Source organism: Flavobacterium columnare (genome assembly GCF_014844295.1).
GTDB lineage: Bacteria > Bacteroidota > Bacteroidia > Flavobacteriales > Flavobacteriaceae > Flavobacterium > Flavobacterium columnare.
Map to the genome: position 1 here is coordinate 1,507,647 of NZ_CP054494.1, position 21,742 is coordinate 1,529,388.

Annotated in this window: 20 protein-coding genes; 13 read left to right on the forward strand and 7 right to left on the reverse strand. The window is 31.7% G+C overall.

Annotated elements, in window-relative coordinates; genetic code table 11:
* The first annotated feature begins 2 nt into the window (after positions 1–2).
* From HUE53_RS06580 to HUE53_RS06590, 3 genes are all read left to right on the forward strand, one after another.
* Complete coding sequence (locus HUE53_RS06580) at positions 3–203, forward strand: hypothetical protein (protein ID WP_065212903.1); 201 nt, start codon at positions 3–5, stop codon at positions 201–203.
* Positions 204–255: 52 nt separating this feature from the next.
* The gene (locus HUE53_RS06585) at positions 256–1,470 is read left to right on the forward strand and encodes a TCR/Tet family MFS transporter (RefSeq protein WP_192188809.1); all 1,215 of its coding nucleotides are present in this window, start codon (positions 256–258) and stop codon (positions 1,468–1,470) included.
* 70 nt (positions 1,471–1,540) lie between these two features.
* Complete coding sequence (locus HUE53_RS06590; RefSeq protein ID WP_014165996.1) at positions 1,541–2,299, forward strand: UDP-2,3-diacylglucosamine diphosphatase; 759 nt, start codon at positions 1,541–1,543, stop codon at positions 2,297–2,299.
* A gap of 31 nt (positions 2,300–2,330) precedes the next feature.
* On the opposite strand, the gene HUE53_RS06595 is transcribed toward HUE53_RS06590, so the two are convergent.
* Complete coding sequence (locus tag HUE53_RS06595; RefSeq protein ID WP_192188810.1) at positions 2,331–3,332, reverse strand: phosphatidylinositol-specific phospholipase C domain-containing protein; 1,002 nt, start codon at positions 3,330–3,332, stop codon at positions 2,331–2,333.
* A gap of 328 nt (positions 3,333–3,660) precedes the next feature.
* Between HUE53_RS06595 and HUE53_RS06600 the strand changes: the two genes are divergently transcribed.
* Complete coding sequence (locus tag HUE53_RS06600) at positions 3,661–5,943, forward strand: TonB-dependent receptor (protein WP_192188811.1); 2,283 nt, start codon at positions 3,661–3,663, stop codon at positions 5,941–5,943.
* 358 nt (positions 5,944–6,301) lie between these two features.
* On the opposite strand, the gene HUE53_RS06605 is transcribed toward HUE53_RS06600, so the two are convergent.
* A complete protein-coding gene (locus tag HUE53_RS06605) occupies positions 6,302–7,267 on the reverse strand; it encodes a 2-hydroxyacid dehydrogenase (RefSeq protein ID WP_014165993.1) in 966 nt (321 codons plus the stop codon).
* A 246-nt stretch (positions 7,268–7,513) separates the two neighbouring features.
* Between HUE53_RS06605 and HUE53_RS06610 the strand changes: the two genes are divergently transcribed.
* From HUE53_RS06610 to HUE53_RS06620, 3 genes are read left to right on the forward strand one after another with little or no spacing between them, the layout of a single operon-like run.
* On the forward strand, positions 7,514–7,780 hold the full coding sequence (locus HUE53_RS06610; protein WP_014165992.1) for a transposase: 267 nt from the start codon (positions 7,514–7,516) through the stop codon (positions 7,778–7,780).
* The gene (locus tag HUE53_RS06615; RefSeq protein ID WP_192188812.1) at positions 7,780–8,694 is read left to right on the forward strand and encodes an IS3 family transposase; all 915 of its coding nucleotides are present in this window, start codon (positions 7,780–7,782) and stop codon (positions 8,692–8,694) included. The genes HUE53_RS06610 and HUE53_RS06615 overlap by 1 nt, the downstream gene beginning before the upstream one ends.
* A complete protein-coding gene (locus tag HUE53_RS06620) occupies positions 8,691–9,011 on the forward strand; it encodes an HlyD family efflux transporter periplasmic adaptor subunit (protein ID WP_192188813.1) in 321 nt (106 codons plus the stop codon). The genes HUE53_RS06615 and HUE53_RS06620 overlap by 4 nt, the downstream gene beginning before the upstream one ends.
* Here the strand turns inward: HUE53_RS06620 and mgtE are convergent, their stop codons facing one another.
* The 5 genes from mgtE to serS form a co-directional block, all read right to left on the reverse strand.
* On the reverse strand, positions 9,012–10,364 hold the full coding sequence (mgtE, locus tag HUE53_RS06625) for a magnesium transporter (RefSeq protein ID WP_014165989.1): 1,353 nt from the start codon (positions 10,362–10,364) through the stop codon (positions 9,012–9,014). It abuts the gene before it with no gap.
* Entirely contained in the window at positions 10,354–11,133 is a 780-nt protein-coding gene (rsmA, locus tag HUE53_RS06630; RefSeq protein ID WP_014165988.1) for a 16S rRNA (adenine(1518)-N(6)/adenine(1519)-N(6))-dimethyltransferase RsmA, read from the reverse strand. Before rsmA ends, mgtE begins: the two co-directional genes overlap by 11 nt.
* A 689-nt stretch (positions 11,134–11,822) precedes the next feature.
* Positions 11,823–12,134: a DUF4286 family protein gene (locus HUE53_RS06635; RefSeq protein WP_014165987.1), complete on the reverse strand. Its 312-nt coding sequence runs from the start codon at positions 12,132–12,134 to the stop codon at positions 11,823–11,825.
* A gap of 85 nt (positions 12,135–12,219) precedes the next feature.
* Entirely contained in the window at positions 12,220–14,061 is a 1,842-nt protein-coding gene (locus HUE53_RS06640) for a tetratricopeptide repeat protein (RefSeq protein ID WP_077225803.1), read from the reverse strand.
* A gap of 75 nt (positions 14,062–14,136) precedes the next feature.
* Positions 14,137–15,408, reverse strand: a complete 1,272-nt coding sequence (serS, locus tag HUE53_RS06645) for a serine--tRNA ligase (protein WP_014165985.1) — start codon at positions 15,406–15,408, stop codon at positions 14,137–14,139.
* A 478-nt stretch (positions 15,409–15,886) separates the two neighbouring features.
* Here serS and HUE53_RS06650 point away from each other — a divergent pair, with 478 nt between their 5' ends.
* The 6 genes from HUE53_RS06650 (at position 15,887) to HUE53_RS06675 (ending at position 21,726) form a co-directional block, all read left to right on the forward strand.
* Entirely contained in the window at positions 15,887–16,342 is a 456-nt protein-coding gene (locus HUE53_RS06650) for a hypothetical protein (protein WP_014165984.1), read from the forward strand.
* A 32-nt stretch (positions 16,343–16,374) separates the two neighbouring features.
* A complete protein-coding gene (locus tag HUE53_RS06655) occupies positions 16,375–17,823 on the forward strand; it encodes a lipopolysaccharide biosynthesis protein (protein WP_014165983.1) in 1,449 nt (482 codons plus the stop codon).
* Positions 17,824–17,884: 61 nt separating this feature from the next.
* Positions 17,885–18,319: a dUTP diphosphatase gene (gene dut / locus HUE53_RS06660; protein ID WP_014165982.1), complete on the forward strand. Its 435-nt coding sequence runs from the start codon at positions 17,885–17,887 to the stop codon at positions 18,317–18,319.
* Between the two features lie 99 nt (positions 18,320–18,418).
* Complete coding sequence (locus HUE53_RS06665) at positions 18,419–19,429, forward strand: sugar nucleotidyltransferase (protein WP_097609629.1); 1,011 nt, start codon at positions 18,419–18,421, stop codon at positions 19,427–19,429.
* 168 nt (positions 19,430–19,597) lie between these two features.
* Positions 19,598–20,944 carry a tetratricopeptide repeat protein gene (locus HUE53_RS06670; protein ID WP_077225841.1) on the forward strand — a complete coding sequence of 449 codons (1,347 nt, stop codon included), beginning with the start codon at positions 19,598–19,600 and terminating at the stop codon, positions 20,942–20,944.
* Complete coding sequence (locus HUE53_RS06675; RefSeq protein ID WP_097609630.1) at positions 20,941–21,726, forward strand: DUF4292 domain-containing protein; 786 nt, start codon at positions 20,941–20,943, stop codon at positions 21,724–21,726. Before HUE53_RS06670 ends, HUE53_RS06675 begins: the two co-directional genes overlap by 4 nt.
* Positions 21,727–21,742: the final 16 nt, after the last annotated feature.

Consider the following 21,742-nt stretch of genomic DNA (forward strand, 5'->3'; position numbering starts at 1 on the left):
AAATGAATGCACTTGATAAAAAAGTATACAAAACAATTGTAACTAATAAACTCAATCCAAAAATTATAGGTGAGAGAAATTGGTATATTTATTTTATTCGAGTAACAGAATTAATTTGGATAAGGAATAATTATGATGGATATCTAATCGAGATATATTCTGATTGCTCAAAAACGAAACATTTAACTACAATCAAAATATGAAAACCATCCCAAATTCAAAAAAGAGTTTGTGATTTTTTTGTTTATTTGTTCTATGAAGAAAAGTCAAAAACAAGCGGCTATAGGTTTTATTTTTATCACGCTTTTAATAGATGTGATAGGTTTAGGAATTATTATTCCAGTAACCCCAAAGTTAATTCAAGAACTCATACACGGTAATGTAAGCGATGCTGCACAATACGGAGGTTGGCTTACTTTTGCGTATGCTTTTACGCAGTTTTTGTTTTCGCCCTTGGTGGGGAATGTGAGTGACAAATACGGCCGCCGACCAGTATTATTGCTTTCACTTTTTGGATTCAGTTTGGATTATCTGTTATTGGCTTTTGCACCCACCATCCGTTGGTTATTCATCGGACGCATATTGGCCGGTATTACAGGGGCAAGTATCACGACGGCTTCTGCTTATATAGCAGACATCAGTACCGATGAAAATCGCGCCAAGAATTTCGGAATGATTGGAGCCGCTTTTGGTTTAGGATTTATTATTGGTCCCGTTATTGGAGGCTTATTAGGGCAATACGGGGCACGTATTCCTTTCTATGCCGCAGCGGTTTTATGTTTACTCAACTTTTTATATGGTTATTTCATACTTCCAGAATCTTTATCCAAAAAACACCGTAGAGCCTTCGATTGGACCAGAGCTAATCCGATAGGTGCTTTTATTAGTTTAAAAAAATATCCAAAACTGATTGGATTAACCCTTGCCGTGTTCTTGCTGCATACGGCTTCTCATGCAGTGCAAAGTAATTGGAGTTATTTTACCATGTATCAATTTCATTGGGATGAAACCATGATAGGGTTATCCTTAGGCGTAATAGGTTTATTAGTCGCGCTAGTACAAGGTGGTTTGATTCGATGGATAAATCCAAAGCTAGGGAATGTAAAAAGTATCTATGTAGGCATGGCTTTGTATACGATAGGTATGTTTCTTTTTGGTTTTGCCAGCCAAAGCTGGATGATGTTTGCCTTCCTGATTCCGTATTGTCTTGGTGGCATAGCAGGACCGGCATTACAAGCGGTAATTGCAGGGCAAGTGCCCGCAAACGAACAGGGAGAAATACAAGGTACCTTGACGAGTTTGATTAGTGCTTCAGCTATTATAGGACCGCCCATCATGTCGAGTGTATTTTATTATTTTACTCAAGAGAGTAACGCGCATTCTTTTGCAGGTGCTCCTTTTATTTTGGGAGGCTTTGGTATGTTATTAAGTACACTAATGGCTTATGTGTCGTTAAAAAAGCATCATTAATGAAACTATTTTAAATTCAATAGTTTTTTAAGTACTAGCAAAATAATATCTTTGCTCGAAATCCTGCTACATGAATTCTACTTCTCATAAAAAAATATATTTCGCTAGCGACCAACACCTTGGCGCACCCACGCCTGAAATGAGTTTTCCTCGGGAGCAAAAGTTTGTACAATGGCTGGATGAAGTCAAACAAGATGCGGAAGCTATTTTTTTATTAGGCGATTTATTTGATTTTTGGTTTGAATATAAAACGGTGGTTCCTAAAGGTTTTGTACGGGTGTTAGGCAAACTCGCCGAGATTCGTGATAGTGGAATTCCTATTTATTTTTTTGTGGGTAATCACGACCTTTGGATGAATGATTATTTTGAAAAAGAGTTAAACATTCCCGTGTATCACACAACTAAGGAATTTACATTTAACGATAAACTTTTTTTAATCGGTCATGGCGACGGTTTAGGACCTGGGGACAAAGGCTATAAGCGAATGAAAAAAGTGTTTACCAATCCCTTTTCAAAATGGTTGTTTCGCTGGTTGCATCCTGATGTGGGCGTGAAATTAGCGCAGTATTTATCGGTAAAAAACAAAATGATTTCAGGAGCAGAAGATGTCAAGTTTTTAGGGGAAGATAACGAATGGTTGATTCAGTATGCCAAACGCAAATTAGAAACCAAGCATTATGATTATTTTGTGTTTGGTCACCGTCATTTGCCTATGGAAATTCAACTAAACAAAAATGCCCAATATTATAACTTAGGCGACTGGATTGGCTATTTCACTTATGGTGTTTTTGATGGAACACATTTTGAGTTAAAAAAACAAGAACACTAAATTACTTTTTAGTGTTCTTGTTTTAGCAACATTAATTAGAAAAATTATTAACTGATATTTCAATACACTTTTCGGACAATCTATTTCCTTTTTCTGAATTGATAAAATCCATCAAGATCCACCCACATGATTTTAGTTTTGGGTTATTACTTTGGATATAATCTGCTACTTTGGGATTAATTCGATCCGCTACAGCTACTGGATAAGCAAAAGCGCTAGCTCCTGAACAATACGTTAAATAAGCATTCATAACATTTGAATCAGCATTTGAACGAATAATATTTTCAATAATACGATCGTATTTATAATTTATAGAACTTGGTAATATCGTATTAACTGTATAAAAATCAGAAATCTTAAAAGAATTGTAATATCTATTTCCCATTAGAGTACCATTTGAAAAATTAGGATTTCCAGACCAGCCCTGCACAAAGGTAGAATTTGTATAGGTTTCTCTGGATAGAGGTAAAACTCTTCCTCTACAATCACCTAATAGGCTATTTGTATTCCAATTTTTCTTTACCAATCCTTTAGATTCATACTCATTCATTTTAGCATCAAAATAATTAACCCAAGTAGATTTGTCCTCTCCATTCTCTTTTTTCATAATAACAATAATTGCTTCATTGGGATGTACTTTTAAAAACTCTTTAAAAGTTGACATTATTTGATCTAAAGTTATATTAAGTTTTACAATTCCGTGGTATCCCATAAATTGACCGTTTTCATAATTAAAACGTAAATCAAAAATTCTTGCTCCGGCACCTAATTGTTCGTTTATACTACCATATTGATTACTACTAAAAGCCCAATTTTTGATAGACATTGAATCATGTGTGCCAGGAATAGATAATTTAGACAATGGCGTACTGGCTTTTATCAAGGACATCCAATTATCTTTAGAAACACTTGCTATCAGCCTTTCTTTTGAAGATATGTTCCCTATATTTTCATCAGATCTTGGGACTAAAGAATCTGAACTACAAGATTGTAAAATAGCTAAAAAAGCCATACTAAGTAAAATTTTTCTCATAAATAAATAGGTTAAATTAACTTACAATATATTATTTAATAAATAATTAACAAATAAAAACATACAAAAATTATATGTTAATTTCAACGATACCTCATCTGAGTATTCTTGGAGATCTTAAATATTAAAGTATCTTTACAGCGTCTCAAAAGGGGTGCTTTGTTTCTTTTTAAAAAGTCAAACAAGGCTGAGATTATACCCAATGAACCTGAACAGGTAATGCTGTTAAGGGAAGGGCAAAAGCCTAGCTTATAAGAAAAATATACGTTTTTTATTTATTAATATTAATGAATAATAACCCCTTTTATTCGTAACCATTTTGTAACGAATGAAAAATTTAATTCACAATCAAACACATCAATTATTTTTAAAAATTATTCTGAGTACACTATTTCTGATGAATATCAGTACTGCATTTGGTCAAGAAAAAAAAATAAACGATTCCACAAAGATCAACGCATTAGAAGAAGTAAAAGTAGCTTCTACTCGTCTAAACAAAAAATCTCCATTTGCTTTTACAGATATTAAAAAAGAAGCATTAGAACGAAATAATTTAGGACAAGATCTTCCTATTTTGTTAGACCAAATGCCTTCTGTCGTTACTACTTCTGATGCTGGCGCTGGTGTAGGGTATACTGGATTAAGGGTAAGAGGGAGTGATGCTACTCGTATAAATGTAACGATTAATGGCATACCTTATAATGATGCTGAAAGTCAAGGTACTTTTTGGGTAAATATGCCTGATTTTACAACTTCTGTAGAAAATATCCAATTACAAAGAGGTGCTGGAACTTCTACTAATGGAGCTGGAGCATTTGGGGCTAGCCTTAACTTACGTACGCTTACCCCTTCTCTAGAAGGATATGCTACCACTTCACACAGTATCGGATCTTTTAATACTCGGAAACACAATATTACTTTTGGTTCTGGAATTAAAAATGGTTTTTATGCGGAAGGGCGGCTTTCCAAAATAGCAAGTAATGGGTATATAGACCGTGCTTCATCTGATTTAAAATCTTTTTATACAGAAGCTGGATTTATTCATAAACAAACAGCCATAAAGGCCTTAGTGTTTGGAGGTAAAGAAATTACTTATCAATCTTGGTTTGGAACTCCAGAGGCGGTAGTTAATGGCGATAGAGTTGGCATACTAGCCTACATTAATCGTAATTATTCCAGCACAGAAGAAACTGAAAATTTATTAAATTCAGGAAGAACGTATAATTATTACACTTACGATAATCAAACTGACAATTACGAACAAGTTCATTATCAATTACATATAACACATCAATTCACAGATCATTTATCAGCTTCCTTATCAGGAAATTACACCAAAGGAAAAGGCTATTATGAAGAATTTAAGGGAGATCAAAAACTTAAAAAATATTTTCCTGACCACATAAATGGTAATTCTAGATCAGATGTAATACGTAGAAAATGGTTAGATAATGACGCTTATAGTCTTGTTTACACCTTAAATTACAATACTAAAAACTTGAATGCGAACCTAGGTGGTGGATATAATCAATACGACGGAACTCATTTTGGAGAGCTGATTAAACATAAGTATACCGATCTTCCTGTTGCTAATGTAAATTATTACAAATCACTAAGCAAAAAAGAAGATTACTCAGTATATATTAAAGCGGATTATATGTTTTTTTACAAATTACAGCTCTTCTTAGATATTCAAGCACGTCGTATAGATTATACAACACACGGATTGAGTAGTGATTTAAAATTATTAAATGTAAAGAAAACATATCCGTTTTTAAATCCTAAAATAGGCTTAAACTTTGCTATACATAAGAATCATAGTATCTATGGATCCTTTGCTGTAGCCAATAAAGAACCCAATCGCAATGATTTAACGAAGAATCCTATTGAACCTCAAGCAGAACAATTATTGGACTATGAGGCGGGTTACCGATTTAAAAACAAGATAACACATATTAATTTAAATGGGTATTATATGCACTACAACAACCAATTAGTCCTTACAGGCGCATTAGACGAAGTTGGAGATCCCATTCGTGAGAATGTAGAAAAAAGCCGTCGAATTGGTATTGAATTGGAAGCAAGTATTCAACCTGTCAAATTTTTTAAATTAGATTTTAATATCACAAAAAGTATAAACAAAATCAAATCGTTTGATTATTCTGTCCCTGCAACTGAATACGATATAAATGGCAATAAAAGTTATTCAACAAAAATCACGAAATATGAAAATACAGATATTTCTTTTTCACCTAATATAACAGGAGGTGCAACTGTCACTTTTTATCCTATTAAGAATGTAAGCGTTGTTTATATACAAAAATATGTAGGAAAACAGTATTTGGATAATACCTCTTCAGAGGACAAAAAATTAAATAGTTATCACAATGGTAATTTGAGTATTCAATATATTTTTAAACCTAAAAGTTTTGCCGAAATCAGTTTGAATTTACTAATTAATAATATTTATAATAAGCTGTATGAATCAAATGGTTATACTTATAGTTATTATGATCGTCCTTTAGGTTCTAATAATCCTGTTATCACTGAAAATTTCTACTATCCACAGGCTGGAACAAATTTTTTAACTGGTGTAACACTCAAATTTTAGGTATTATGAGAATTGTTTTTTGACACTATTTGTTTGTTTCTCATATCTGTTCTTTAGGGTAATTTAGAGAAATGGGGAGAAAATGTATAAAAGTACTTGAATATCACTCGTAAGAATTCACTCAAAAACATCCCTCTTTTTAGATGAAAAATCTAAAAAAGAGGGGTTGTTCATAAATAATGCGTTTAACTTATATTATGTATTAAATTATTACTAATAAAAATACTCTATTTTTTATCTTCAATATCATATTCCTTTTTACCACAAGAAGTAAATCAAAATTTTAGGTTAACTTATGAAGAGAAATTTCCTAATATTAGGATATTCTTAAAACAAAAAATCTTTCTTTTAGTATACCTTACTCGGAATACTTAATAAGATAGAATTCTTTTATTTTATCAACGATGGTTTGTGCTAACTTTTCTTTACTTTCAAATGTCCAACCTGCAATGTGAGGAGTCAACAAAACATTGTCAGCATTCAAAAGATAATCAAATGCTTCTGGTTTTTTACCTTCAAAGAGTGTTTCAAAAGAAAGTTTTTCATACTCCAAAACATCTAATCCAGCGCCAAGTATCTTACCGTTTTTCAACCCACTCACTAAATCTTCGGTTACAACACTATTCCCTCTAGCGGTATTGATAAACCAAAATGATTTTGCAAATGAATTAATAAAAGCATCATTTATCATTTTATCGGTTTGAGGTGTCCAAGGTGTGTGTAGGCTGACTACATTTACTTTTTCTTGAAATTCTTGTAATGTAACTTGACGTGCATTGGCATCACCTACATTAGGAGCAATATCATAACAAAGAACGTCTACTTCAAAACCTCTTATTTTTTTGGCAAAAGATTTCCCCATATTACCATAACCAATGATGCCTACAGTTTTGCCATCTAATTCATACCCTCGATTGGCTTCTCTATTCCATTGTCCCGACTTGACTTCATTATTAGACTTATTAAGATTATTGAATAAGGATAAAAGCATCCCCAAAGCATGCTCGCCCACAGCATTACGATTGCCTTCTGGCGCAGCAATTAAATGAATGCCTTTAGTTGCCGCATAATGGCAATCAATACTTTCTAGACCAGCCCCTACACGGGCTATAAATTGTAAGTTAGTGGCTTTATCTAAAAAGGTTTTATCAATTTTAAAACGGCTTCGTATAACAATACCGTGATATCCTGAAATTTTGGATTCAATTTCTTCTTTGGTTGAAGTGAAATCATCATAGTTTTGAAAACCAGCTGTTTCCAATTGATTTCTTAGCAAAGGGTGATTGCTGTCTAAATGTAGTATTTTTATATCTTGAGGTTTCAATTTTGTAAGTTTTATTCAAATATAAGAAGTTTTCTGAAATTTAGATTGTATAACAAAAGTGCTTATTATTGCCTATAATAGAGATGAAAAACTAAAGAGACAAAAGTTTCTGTTTTAATTCCATATTTTCAGCTTCTAACCTCTCAATATATTTTCTTTGCGTCCCTAAAAAATATTCTAGTATTGAGTTGTAAGCTTCCCCAAAAACAGCTACGATTAAAAGTATAATTTTTTAATTTTAGCAATATGAAAAAAAGTAAATTTACTGAGACACAGATCATCAAAATTATCTCAGAACAAGACAAGGGCAAAACGGTCAATGAAATTTGTCGTGAATTTGGTATAAGTCAGCCCACTTTTTATCAATGGAAAAGTAAATATTCTGGCATTGAACCCAATCAGCTCAAACAATTAAAAGAGCTTGAAAAAGAATTGAGCCAGTATAAAAAAATTGTTGCCGAACTCACTTTGCAAAACACCGTTTTAAAAGATGTAATCGAAAAAAAGCTTTAATGCCTGCCGAAAAGCGCGAGCTTGTTATCTATGTTGGGAAGCGATTTAAAATGAGCTTTCGTCAGGCGTGTAAGCTGTTTCGTATAAGTACTTCTGTGTTTTATTATAAGTCCAAACGAAAAAATTGCGACCTTCAAATTTCCGAAGAGTTATTAAAATTGGCTGAATCTCATCGTACTTGGGGTTTTTGGATGATGTATAACCGATTGAGAAATTTAGATTATCTATGGAATCATAAACGAGTATACTGGATTTATACAGAAATGCGGCTAAATTTAAGATGTAAGCGTAAGAAAAGAATTCCCGCAAGAATAAAGGAGCCTTTACTCAGACCAATTCAACCTAATATCACATGGAGTATTGATTTTATGCAGGATACGCTACAAGATGGGAGGAAAATTCGTTCTCTTAATGTCATAGATGATTTTAATAGGGAAGCATTAATGGTTACTATCAACAACAGCTTGCCTGCTCAAAGGGTGATTAATGAATTAGACAATTTAATCCAATGGAGGGGTAAACCAGAGCGAATTCGCGTAGATAATGGTCCCGAATTTATCGCACAAAAGATGAAGGATTGGTGCCAAAATAATCAAATAGAATTAACCTATATTCAACCTGGAAAACCTACCCAAAACAGTTTGATTGAGCGTTTTAATAGAACATTTCGACAGGAAGTATTGGATTGTTATATGTTTGAATCAACCCGCCAAATGCAGAATTATGTAAACGCATGGATATGGATTTATAATAATGAAAGACCTCATTCTGGGCTGAATTATATAACGCCTATAGGGTTCTTGTTGAAATATGGGAAACTCAACTTTGAAACCGCCGAAGAGTTTCCCACATTTCAACAAGAGAAATTTAAAATTATTGATTGGAATTCTTTAGTTTTGAATGTAGCTAATTGAGGGAAGTTTACAAAAGTCCTGCGTTAAATTCAGGAAAGATTAAAGTAGCGCAAAAAGTCAACATCCGACTAACGAATTACCCCGATAGAGAATTTGGAATACTCCAAGGAAAAATCAGTAACATATCATTGGTTCCAGACAAAGAAGGAAACATCATCATTGATGTTATACTACCCCAAGGAATGCAAACCAGCTACCAAAAACAAATCCCCTTCCAACAAGAAATGAGAGGCTCAGCCGAAATCATCACCGAAGATCTTAGACTCATAGAAAGAATACTCTATCAGTTTAGAGATATCTTTAAAAGTAATGAGTGATTAAAAACCTAAAATAATCCTCGCAATGGTAAAATAAATTAAAATTCCCAAAATATCATTACTTGTAGTAATAAAAGGTCCGGTGGCTAAGGCAGGATCTACTCCATTCTTATTTAAAACAATAGGTATAAAAGTACCTATTAGGGACGCAATTACGATAACTGATAATAAAGCGGTAGTAACTGTTAACCCAATATGAATTTCAAAACCTAGTAAATAATAGCTTCCTAATAATAAGATCGTAGAAAGAATCAAACCGTTTAACAAGCTCAATGATAGTTCTTTTAATAAACGTTGCAAAATAGTTCCGCTAATTGAATTATTAGCCAAACCTTGTACAATAATGGCCGATGATTGCACTCCTACATTTCCTCCCATAGCAGCAATTAAAGGGGTAAAAAAGAATAACTGAGGATGTTCTTTCATGGCTGGTTCAAATAAACCTAAAACACGAACACTAACAAATCCTCCTAATAAAGCTAAAACTAACCAAGGCAAACGAGCTCTCGTAAGTTCTAAAATACTATCATCAGCCTCTACATCTTGGGAAATACCTGCTGCCATCTGATAATCTTTATCTGCTTCTTCCTTGATTACATCTACAATATCATCAATCGTAATACGTCCCACTAAACGCCCCATTTCATCGACTACAGGAATGGCTTCTAAATCATATTTTTGCATGATACGTGCCACTTCGGTATCCATTGTATCTACTTTTACGTAATCTACTTTTTTGATATATACATCGCTAATGGGGGTTTTGGTGGATGTTGTTAGTAAATCTTTTAGGGAAAGTCGTCCTTTCAGGCGGTCTTCATCGTCTACTACATAGATAGAATGCACACGTGTAACGTGCTCTGCTTGCATACGCATTTCTTTAACACAGGTCAGCACATTCCAATTTTCATTTACTTTTACTAACTCTTTCCCCATCAAACCACCTGCGGTATCTTCATCATAACGAAGTAATTCTACGATATCTTTTGCGTGTTCAACGTCTTCTAGCTCTAAGATTACTTCTTCTTTTTTAGACTGTGGTAATTCCGCTATAATATCGGCTGCATCATCTGTATCTAATTCGTCAATCTCTTCTGCAATTTCTTTGGCAGAAAGGTTTTTAAGGATTTTTATACGTACTTCATCGTCTAACTCTAAAAGAGCATCAGCGGTTTTTTCTGAATCTAATATTTTAAAAACATAATTAGCCCCATATTCATCTAGTTCATCTAAAATTTCGGCAATATCTGCAAAGTGAATATCCTGCAACAAGTTTTCTAATTCTTGTGCACGGTTTTCATTCACTAAATGCTCGATCTGAGCGATGAATTCTGGGGTAATTTTAAACTCCATCTGCTGCTATTTTTTGGGTGAGCTCTATGAATTGCTCTACTGATATTTGTTCTGGGCGAAGGTCAAAGATACTATCTTCTCTTAAATTATCCGAAAGATTAAAGCTTTTTAAACTATTTCTTAGTGTTTTTCTTCTTTGATTAAAAGCTGTCTTTACCACATTAAAGAATAATTTTTCATTACAAGGTAACTGAGCATTTTCTTTACGACGCATACGCATAACACCTGACTTTACTTTAGGAGGAGGTGTAAATACAAATTCTGAAACAGTAAACAGATACTCTGTTTCATAAAAAGCTTGTGTTAGTACGGATAAAATCCCGTAGGTTTTACTTCCTTTTTTTTCACAAATACGCTCTGCTACTTCTTTTTGAAACATTCCTGCAAACTCAGGAATTTGATCACGCATTTCTAATACTTTAAAAACAATTTGAGAAGAAATATTGTACGGAAAATTCCCAATGATAGCAAAAGGCTCATTGCCAAAAACTTTACTCAAATCAAATCTTAAAAAATCCTCAGAAAGAATCTTATTAGATAATTTTAAATAATGTGTTTTAAGGTATTCTACGGATTCCGTATCTATTTCGATTACATAAGTATCTATTGGTTTTTCTAGGAGGTACTTGGTTAAAACGCCCATTCCTGGACCAATTTCTAATACTTTATCATACCCTTGTAAGGTTAGCGCATCGGCTATTTTACCTGCAATATTTTCATCATTTAAGAAATGTTGACCTAGGTGTTTTTTTGCTCTTACTTTATCCATTTTTTTGTTTCAGGTTTCACGTTAATTTGTGTTATGTGAAAAGTTTCAGTTTGGGTTCGTACTTACCATTTATTTCCTTTAATTACTGAATGTCTAATAGGTCTTCCTAATTTAACCTTGCTAATGATTAAATCTTCTAAAGATAAAAACATTCTATTTTAAGAGTGTGTTTTCTTCCACTATGGCTTGAACGCTTTTCATTATAAGCACCTTCAAAATACCTATTAACAGAAATTCTTGTTATGAGTTCTATATTCAAGCTAATTGGAGAAAATTTAATTGAAATATTTTGATTTTAACATCATTTCAAAATTTTTCAATTTCATTAAAGACAGTAACCTTTTTTTGAAATTTTCTTCTGTTGTTTCTATCCAAAAATCAACATTAACGGAAAATGTCTTTGGTTTTGATGGATATTTTACTGCTCGATTGCTTACCATTAACTTTTTACTTTACAATCATTACGGAGCTCAATAAATTATTGAATTTCGTTATCTCAATTTCTATCATTTTTTATAAAATCAATAATAAAATTATTCTACTTTTCTGGTTTATGTTTCGTAGGAAAAACATTAATTTGTTTCAATAATTCGATAAATATGAATAGGTATCCAGCTCCTGAAAATTTTAAGAATGCTTCTCGTTGTTGTCTATTCCTTTCCTTATTCGAAACTCAACTTGCATCATTCTTAATGTTCTGAAATAATTTCTAACTCAGTTCTAAAAGCTAACATCTTGTCGCCAAAAAGACGCAATCCTTCTTCTCTTAATGCTGGCGCGTCTTCCTCGTAATAACGTTGTAAGGTTTCTTTACTATCGGTAAAATATTGTACTGCATACGTTATTCCTCCCAGTTCTTCTTCTACTAAAACTTTTACCATTTTTGCTGATGTAAATTTACCTGTTCCTATTACCTCTGCAATATGTTTATTTTGCATCCAATCGAACCATTGGTCATGAATACTTTCGTGAATATTTACAGTAACATTATATATGATCATTTTTATTTTTTTTTTAGGATTATATGTTTAAAAATCTAAAAGTTTATTTATGCAAAGATAGCTAAAAGTCGTTAAAGCCAGTCTTCTATAAATTACCGTCTCCCCTTAACTTTCGGTAATTCTGTTGTGATTCTACAAAATAAATACTATCGGGATGATTTAGAATAATTTTTTCATAGAGTTCCTTTGCTTTATCTGGTTTTTGAAGGTGTTTTCTAAAAATTTCGGCGCTAAAAAACAAGGCTTCATCTATATAAATTTCCTCTGAATGGTTATCAATAATCTGTTGATAACTATTTAGTGCTTCTGAATATTCTTGTTTGCTTTCATATAATTCTCCCATTTTTAGCAAAACATCATCTTCAATACTCTGTCCTTTGTGTTCTACTAAAATCTTCTTAAGATCTTCTAACGCTTCTATTTGTTTGTTCTGATATGCTAAATAATCGGCTCTTGAAAATTTCTTTAAGGCTACTTGTGTTGAGTCTTCTACTGTATTATCGGATATAAGCAAAAACAACTTCATGGCATCATTTGCAATAAGTTGAGAAGTAGATGATTTTAGCACTTCAAATTGTTTTTTAGCCCATTGAAAATCACCTTTATAATAACTCGCTTTTGCCATCTTTAGATTCGCATCATGCGCTATTTCATCGTTTTCTAATTCCGCTTCTACCTGTGCGTAATAAACAATAGCTTGATTAAATTTTTCATCTAAAAGTAATATATCAGCTAACTCTAATTTAACATCTGCTAAGGCATATTGACTCAAGGGCAATTGTAGTGCTTTAAATAATAAAGTTTTAGCATCTTCAAATTCTTTTAAATAAAAAGCTTCAAAATGTGCTTTTAAAATTTGAATTTTAATCGTATTGGATCCCGTTCCATAGTCAGACAAAAGTTTATTAAGTCTTTCTAATATGAATGGATATTCTTCTTTTTTAGCACGAGGAATATCTATTTTTAATAAACTATAATTAACTTGTAATTGCACATCTGGGTGAGTAGCGTATTCTAACACAAAATTTAAAATTTCACGTTCCGTATCGGTTTCTTTTTCTTGTGAAGCTAATCGTGCTAAGTTAAACAGGTTGTTGAAATTTTCGGGATTGCGGCGATAAATGGCTTTTTCTTGTATAAAAGCTTTATTATATTCTTTTTGATTAATAAAAAACCAACTCATAAATTCATTCCAAAATAAATCTTGGTTTTTCTGTGTTCTTAACAACAATGATTTTCGTAATGTATTTGCAAAGGTTTTGCTATGATCTTCTGTTAGAAAACGATTAAGCTGATTTTGAACTAATACTAGATTATTAGGGAATTTATGAGCATAATCTACCAATGATTCAATCATAAAGTCAATATTACCCAATTGCCCTTGTAACAAAGCTATTTGATAATCAAAATTAGCGTCTGGATTTAATTTTTGTGCCAATGTATAAGCTTCTACGGCTTGTGCGAGTAATACTTTTTGCTCTAATTCGCGTGCGATACTATACACGTTATTAGGGTTTTCATTTATTTTATTAATTGCTATCTTATAATTCTTATCTGCTAAATCCTGTTGTTTTTGGAGCTGATAATTATACCCTAACTCTACGTATAAATTAGGATATTTTGTTTTTTTAAGTTTTTCTTGTATTAAAACATCTGCTTTTTCAAATTGTTTTAATTGTTGATAACATATTACTACTTTTTGGAAAAAGGGATAATTATGTGGTTGTCTTTTCAGTAGTTCTTCGTAAATGACTATAGCTTTGTCAAATTCCCCTCGATCAAAATAATTTTGAGCCAAATATTCATTGGGATTATTATTTTGAGGCATCGTTACTTGCGGATTTCCTCCAGAAGGAGGCGTAACCGTATATACTTGACCCACGACTAAAAAAGGCCAAAACAATAGTATTTGAATTATCTTCTTCATTTCATCTAAAAAACAATGTACTAAAGTTACAATAATTTTGCCACTTTAGTACATTATAAATATTTGCTATATAGTTTAGTCTATAATATCAAAACCTGTATATTTTCTTAATACTTCTGGAATTATAATTCCTTCTGGTGTTTGATAATTTTCTAAAATTCCTGCTAATACACGAGGCAAGGCTAATGAGCTACCATTTAGAGTATGGGCTAATTGGGTTTTTCCATCTTTTCCTTTAAAACGTAATTTCAAACGGTTTGATTGGAAGGTTTCAAAATTAGATACAGAAGATATTTCTAACCAACGTTCTTGTGCTGTTGAAAATACTTCAAAATCATAGGTTAATGCTGAAGCAAAACTCATATCACCTCCACATAAGCGCAAAATACGGTACGGTAATTTCAACTCATTTAAAATTCCCTTTACGTGTTCTACCATTCCGTCTAAAGCTTGATAAGAATTATCTGGGTGTTCAATACGAACAATCTCTACTTTATCAAATTGGTGTAAACGGTTTAACCCTCGTACATGTGCTCCATACGAACCTGCTTCTCGGCGGAAACAAGGAGTATAACCTGTTACCATTACGGGCATTTCTGTTTCTTGTAAGATAACATCACGGTATAAATTGGTTACTGGAACTTCTGCCGTTGGAATTAAATATAAATCGTCAATTCCTACATGGTACATTTGTCCTTCTTTATCAGGTAACTGCCCTGTTCCATAACCCGATGCTTCATTAATTAAATGAGGCACTTGTACTTCATTATATCCCGCTTCTGTATTTTTATCGATAAAGTAGTTGATTAAAGCACGTTGTAATTTGGCTCCTTTTCCTTTGTAAACGGGAAAACCAGCACCTGTAATCTTAGTCCCTAATTCAAAATCAATAATATCATATTTCTTAGCTAATTCCCAATGAGGAAGCGCTCCTTCATGCAAAGTAGGAATTTCTCCTTCTTGAAAAACATTTAGATTATCATCAGCTGTTTTACCTTCTGGAACAATTTCTGTAGGTGTATTGGGTAGTTGATATAATTGCTGTGTTAACTCCTCAGCAATACTGTTTAGCGTTTCGGTTAATTCTTTACTCTGATCACGTAATTGGGTTGTTTTTTCTTTAATGATTTCTGCTTTGGCTTTTTCACCTGCTTTCATCATAGCCCCAATTTCTTTGGATAGTTTATTAGATTCCGCCAATACATTATCTAACTCCACTTGAGTAGCACGACGTTTTTCGTCAAGAGCTACCACCTTTTCTATCAGGGATCTGGCATCTATGTTTTTCTTTGCCAAAGATTTGATTACCGCTTCTTGGTTTTCTCTAATAACTGCTATCTGTAACATACTATAATTTTTAACAATCGCAAATTTAAAAATTCTATTACACCTATCCTTATCTAAAACGTTTATTTTTTTACAAATTAATTACTAGAATCTAATAATCTTTTACGATTATTCTTTTAATCCTTTTTAATAACTTTGTTAGATATGGTTAACTTAAACTAAAAACCACTAAAAACTGACAAATTTCATTCTTAAATCAAGAACTTATTAACTATTTCATGATTCTAGACCAACATCCCTATTAAATGATACTTTAATTATTAGTTTGTAAAATTATTTTCTTCTTTTTCTTACAAAAAGAACACACCTTCCCTAATTAATTAACTTATTCGGTCTATTTTTTGATATTTGTGATAAGTTTTAGATATTTGTTAAGAAAACGCTTTCAATCATTTAACCGTACGTACTTAAAGCCTACACTAAAATTGACAAATACATTTAGTAATAAAATATTTGAACCTTTTAACTGCTTTGTAAAATGAAAATAATATATATTTTTATACTGTCTATCATTCCTTTTCTAGGGTATTCTCAAAAAACAAAAAAACTCCCTTTTAATATAGAAGAATCCTATTGTCAATCTTGGATAGCGGGTATAAAAGGAGGCGGTTCAGGCACAGACTTTTATATTATTTTTCAAAAAGAATTACCAAAAGAGGTTGTATTAAGTAAACTTTATTTTCAAAACAAAATGGCTCTCCCGAATAAAGTAACACCAAAGGAGTATTTCTTTAGCTTCAAAGAAAATATTAATTGCCACCCAAATGAAGAGATTTCTCAAGAGGAAAAAATAACTAAAGTCATTTCTTCTAAACAAGCTGTTCTAGAATATTTTTATAAAGGAAACCGATCCTTTTTTAAAATTAGAAAAATAAAAGAAAAAGAAATATTAGCTTATCCTTCTGTAAGAACAGATGAAAATGATAAAAATTAATACTTTTGCGGGTTTAAAATAACACAACTGTTTTGGGCATTTATAAAAGTTTATTTAAGCAGACACTAATCTATGGTTTAGCCACAGTCTTACCTCGTATGATTAGCTTTTTATTGAATCCTCTATACGTAAAAAAATTACCAAAAGCGGAATTTGCTGATGTATCTATTATTTTTGCTTATTTAATCTTTTTTAATGTAGTTCTATCCTATGGAATGGAAACTGCTTTCTTTAGATTTTATAATCAAGAAGAAAACAAAAAAAATGTTTTCAAAACATCATTAGCATCACTTTTTTGGTCTTCTATTTTATTTTTGTCATTTTCACTAATTTTTAGAGAAAGTATAGCTCATTTTATCAATATCAAAAAGGAGTATATTACTTATACCATTTGGATATTGGTCTTAGATGCCTTGGTCGTTATTCCCTTTTCAAAATTACGTGCCGAAAAAAAATCAATGCAATATGCTGTGATTAAAATTTCGAATGTTATCATTAACTTTGGTTTAAATATTTTTTTCTTATTAATACTCCCCTTAATTTCAAAAGAAAACCCTATCAGTACACTCTATTTTGAGCATTTTCAAGTCGGATATATTTTTATTTCAAATGTTCTTGCCAGTTTACTGACTTTAGTAATGCTATCTAACCATTATATTAAACGGGAAGGTGTTTTTGATAAAAAACTATGGATTAAAATGATCCAATATGGTTTACCAATTCTTTTTGCGGGAATTGGATTTGCTATTAATGAACATTTTGATAAAATTCTATTAGAAAAACTACATGTTTCCAAAGCGGATATAGGAGCATATTCTGCTTGTTACAAATTAGGAATGTTTATGGTTTTATTTCGTACGGCTTACTCCTTAGGCATAGAACCCTTCTTTTTTAGTCATGCTAAAAATGAAAATGCACCAAAAACCTACGCTACTATCACGAAATACTTTGTTATTTCGGGTTCTTTCATTTTGCTTTTTGTGATTGTTTTTATTGATCTTCTTAAACAACCACTAGTCCCTAATGCAACTTATTGGGTGGCTATAAAAGTAGTACCCCTAATTGTATTAGCCAATTTCTTTTTAGGAATTTACACAAATCTATCGGTATGGTACAAACTAACTGATAAAACATATATAGGAACTATAATATCTCTTATAGGAGCTATTTTAACACTAACATTCAACTATTGGTTAATACCTATTATGAGTTATTATGGTTCGGCTGTTGCAACTATTATAGCTTACGGAAGCATGATGTTTATATCTTATTATTTAGGACAAAAACAATATCCTATTCCATACGAAATAAACAAAATTGCAAGCTATGTAGGAGTATCTATTACATTATCTGCCATGTCCTTTTACATTCCTTTTCTACGTCAGAGTTATATTTTTGGAATATTTGCCTTGATCGCTTTCGGATATTATATTTACAAAAATGAAAAAGAGTTTTTTTTAAGAATAATAAAAAGAAGATAAGTTAAAATGAGACTTCGTGTTTTTTATAAGTCTCTTATTATTAAAATAGTGTATTCACAATATGGAAATAAAAATTGTAAATAAATCAAAACACGCCCTGCCGCATTATGAAACTGATTTATCAGCAGGAATGGATTTAAGGGCTAATTTAGAAGAATCTATTACAATACCTCCGCTCGGAAGAGTCTTGATTAAAACGGGATTATTCATAGAACTACCACAAGGTTACGAGGCACAAATAAGACCCAGAAGTGGTTTAGCTCTTAAAAAAGGAATTACTGTTTTAAATTCTCCTGGTACTATAGATGCTGATTATCGCGGTGAGATAGGTATCATTTTAGTTAATTTATCAAATGATTTTTTCGAGATTGAAGACGGTGAGCGTATTGCTCAATTAGTAATTGCCAAACATGAACGTATTTTTTGGCATCCTGTAGAATCCCTCTCTGACACAAATAGAGGAGAAGGAGGTTTTGGCAGTACTGGACTAAAATAATCTGGTTAATTCAAAAAAAATGAGTATAAAAAAGTAAATAAATTTTAAAAACTACTTTCCCTGTAGCAAGTCCTTCCACAAGGACAAGGGACTAATCTTATGAAAATCATTGTACCTATGGCTGGTCGTGGCTCACGCCTTCGTCCGCATACGCTAACAGTTCCTAAACCATTAATTCCTATTGCTGGCAAGCCTATTGTGCATCGTTTAGTAGAAGACATTGCCAAAGTAATCAACCAAGATATCGAAGAAATTGCCTTTATTATTCATGAAAGTTTTGGTCAAAAAATAGAAGAGGAATTAGTGGCTATAGCACAAAACTTGGGAGCTAAAGGAACTATCTATTATCAAAATGAAGCATTAGGCACAGGACATGCTATCATGTGTGCCAAAGAATCCCTTTCAGGACCTACCGTTATTGCGTATGCTGATACCCTTTTTAAAGCTGATTTCACATTAGATACGGCTGCTGACAGTGTAATTTGGGTAAAGCAAGTAGAAAATCCAGAAGCCTTTGGTGTAATTAATCTGAACGAATCAAATGAGATTATTGAATTAGTAGAAAAGCCTTCTACTTTTGTTTCTGATCTAGCCGTTATTGGTATTTATTATTTTAAAGATATAGCTGTCTTAAAAAATGAATTACAAGCTGTTTTAGACAATAATATCATTCACGGTGGGGAATACCAAATAAATGATGGTATCAAACAAATGATGGACAAAGGAATGAAATTTGTTCCTGGAAAAGTAGAGGAATGGATGGATTGTGGAAATAAAAATGTAACCGTTGAAACAAATAGTAGAATGCTGAATTTTTTACATGCAGAAGGTGAAAACATGGTAGCTAATTCTGCTCGTATTGAAAATTCTACAATCATACCTCCTTGTTTTATAGGGGAAGACGTAGTTTTAATAAACTCAACTGTAGGGCCTAATGTATCTCTAGGAAAATCTACACATTTAACAAATGTTACCATTAAAAACAGTTTGGTTCAAACGCATACACATTTATGTAATGCTGATCTAGACAATGCTATGATTGGTAATCACGCTACTTTTGACGGAAACTTCAAAAGTATAAGCATAGGAGATTATTCTACATTAGAATAAATAAAGAATGAAACTGTCCGGATGTTTTTTTAAATTTTCGGACAGACCTTTTTAAACTGGATATTTTACTGTTATAACAACATTAACACCCCCTTTTTTGTAATAAATAATCTAGAATGATTAAAAAACAACACTATATGTTAATCAATGTACGTAAAATTTAAAAATATGAATAAAACAATATACAAACTGGCCTGTTTTATATTCATAACCAGTACACATCCTTTTTTAGCTCAAACAGATCCTGAAAACATCGTATCAGATGATGATAGTTTTCAAGAGGCCTACTATGAGTCTCTAAAACAAAAAGGAATTGAAAATTATGACAAAGCACTTATTGAGTTGGAAAAATGTTTACAACTCCAACCTAATAATGCAGTTATTTATCATGAATTAGGTAAGAATTATTATTTTAAAAAAGATTATATTTCGGCTGAAGAAGCCTATATAAAAGCGACAGAATTAGACTCAAAAAACAAATGGAACTGGATTGACTTATATGATGTGTACTATAACACCAAGAATTATAATCAAGGAATTTCAGTTCTTCAAAAAATCATTGTTTTAGACAAAAAATACAAAGAAGATTTACTGGCTTTGTACATGTACACTCGTCAGTTTGATAAAGCTCTAATACTAATCAACGAATTAGACGAATCCGAAGGCAAAACAGAAAGAAGAAATCAATACAGAGCAGAAATCAACAGACAAACCAATATCAGTGCTGGAAGCAAATCCGATTTAGAAAAAGCGATTGAAACCAATCCTTTAAACGAAGAAAATTATCTTTCTCTAATTACTAAATATTCTGAAACCAATCAAGAAGAAAAAGCAAGACAAGTAATTGAAAAACTAAAACAAAACCTACCTACTTCAGAATGGGCTGCTGTATTCCTGTTTAAATATCATATTACTGATACAAAGGGAACGGAAGCTTTTAACACACTTGAAACGGTTTTGAAAAGCAGAAAAATAGATAAAAAAATTAAAATTAAAATGTTTAATGAATTTTTAATTTTTGTATCTAAAAATCCTATTTTTGAGAATCAACTATCAAAAGCTATGTCCTATTTTGAAGGAGATCCAGAATTTAATGTACATAAAGAAGTCGGAAAATTTTACTTTAAAAAAAAACAATGGGATTTAGCTATTAAAAATTTTGAAAAATCTATTATCCTTCAAAAAAACGATCTAGAAACAGCTTTATGTACTCTTATTTGCTATGAAGAAAAAAAAGATTATCAAGTAATGTTAAAACTTACTACAGATTATTTAGATCTATACCCTAATCAACCTGAATTTTATTACTTTGCAGGAAAAGCAAATTTTGAGCTAAAAAATTATAAAAAAGCGAACGAATTTTTAGAAATTGGTTTCGATTACATCATCGAAAACCCTGTATTAGAAATTAATTTTCTGAATTTAATAAGCGACGTTTCAATTGCTTTAGGCAATACCAAAAAAGCAGAAGAATACCAAAAAAAAGCATTGATTATTAAAAACACAAAAAAATGATCCAAAAGATTATAAGTATAATAAGCGTAGCACTCCTATTCGTTTCATGTAAAACCAAACAAAATCTTGTTGTACATCCAGAAAACAAGATGCCAATTATTACAGAAACAGTAAAAAATGTTATAACAAATCACGAAGCCGTAAAAAGAGATTTTAAAACAGCCTATATAAAATCGGATATACAGTATAAAGATGAAAAACAGTCCTCTAGCATACTAGCAGACATTCGTATCAAAAAAGATCAAATGATCCTTATAACCGCTAAAATATTAGGCTATCCCATAGCCAAAGTACTATTAACACCTTCTTCTGTAAAATATTATCAAAAAATTGGAGGGAAATTTTTTGATGGGGATTATAAAATATTAAGTAACTGGCTAGGTACTGAATTAAATTTTCAAAAAGTTCAAAACCTACTCTTAGGAAAAACCATTGACGATCTTTCTTTAGACAAATATACCATGACAAAGGAAGAAAACAGTATAAAATTAGTGGAAACAACACCCAGTAATTTCATAAAATCTTACTCCTTTGATCCCAACTCTTTTTGGTTAAACAGTCAAGAAATAAAACAAATTGACCCAGATCAAAAAATGACGATTAATTACACCAATTATAATTTAGCTTCAGAAGCTATTTTACCAATGGAACTTGTTATTTTTGCAACTCAGGATAATAGAACCACAGAAATTACAATACAAAATGAATCTGTTACGTACAATGAAGAACTAACATTTCCGTACAGTGTACCCGAAGGTTATAAAGCCATAAAAATTAATTAAAAAGAATTAATCAATT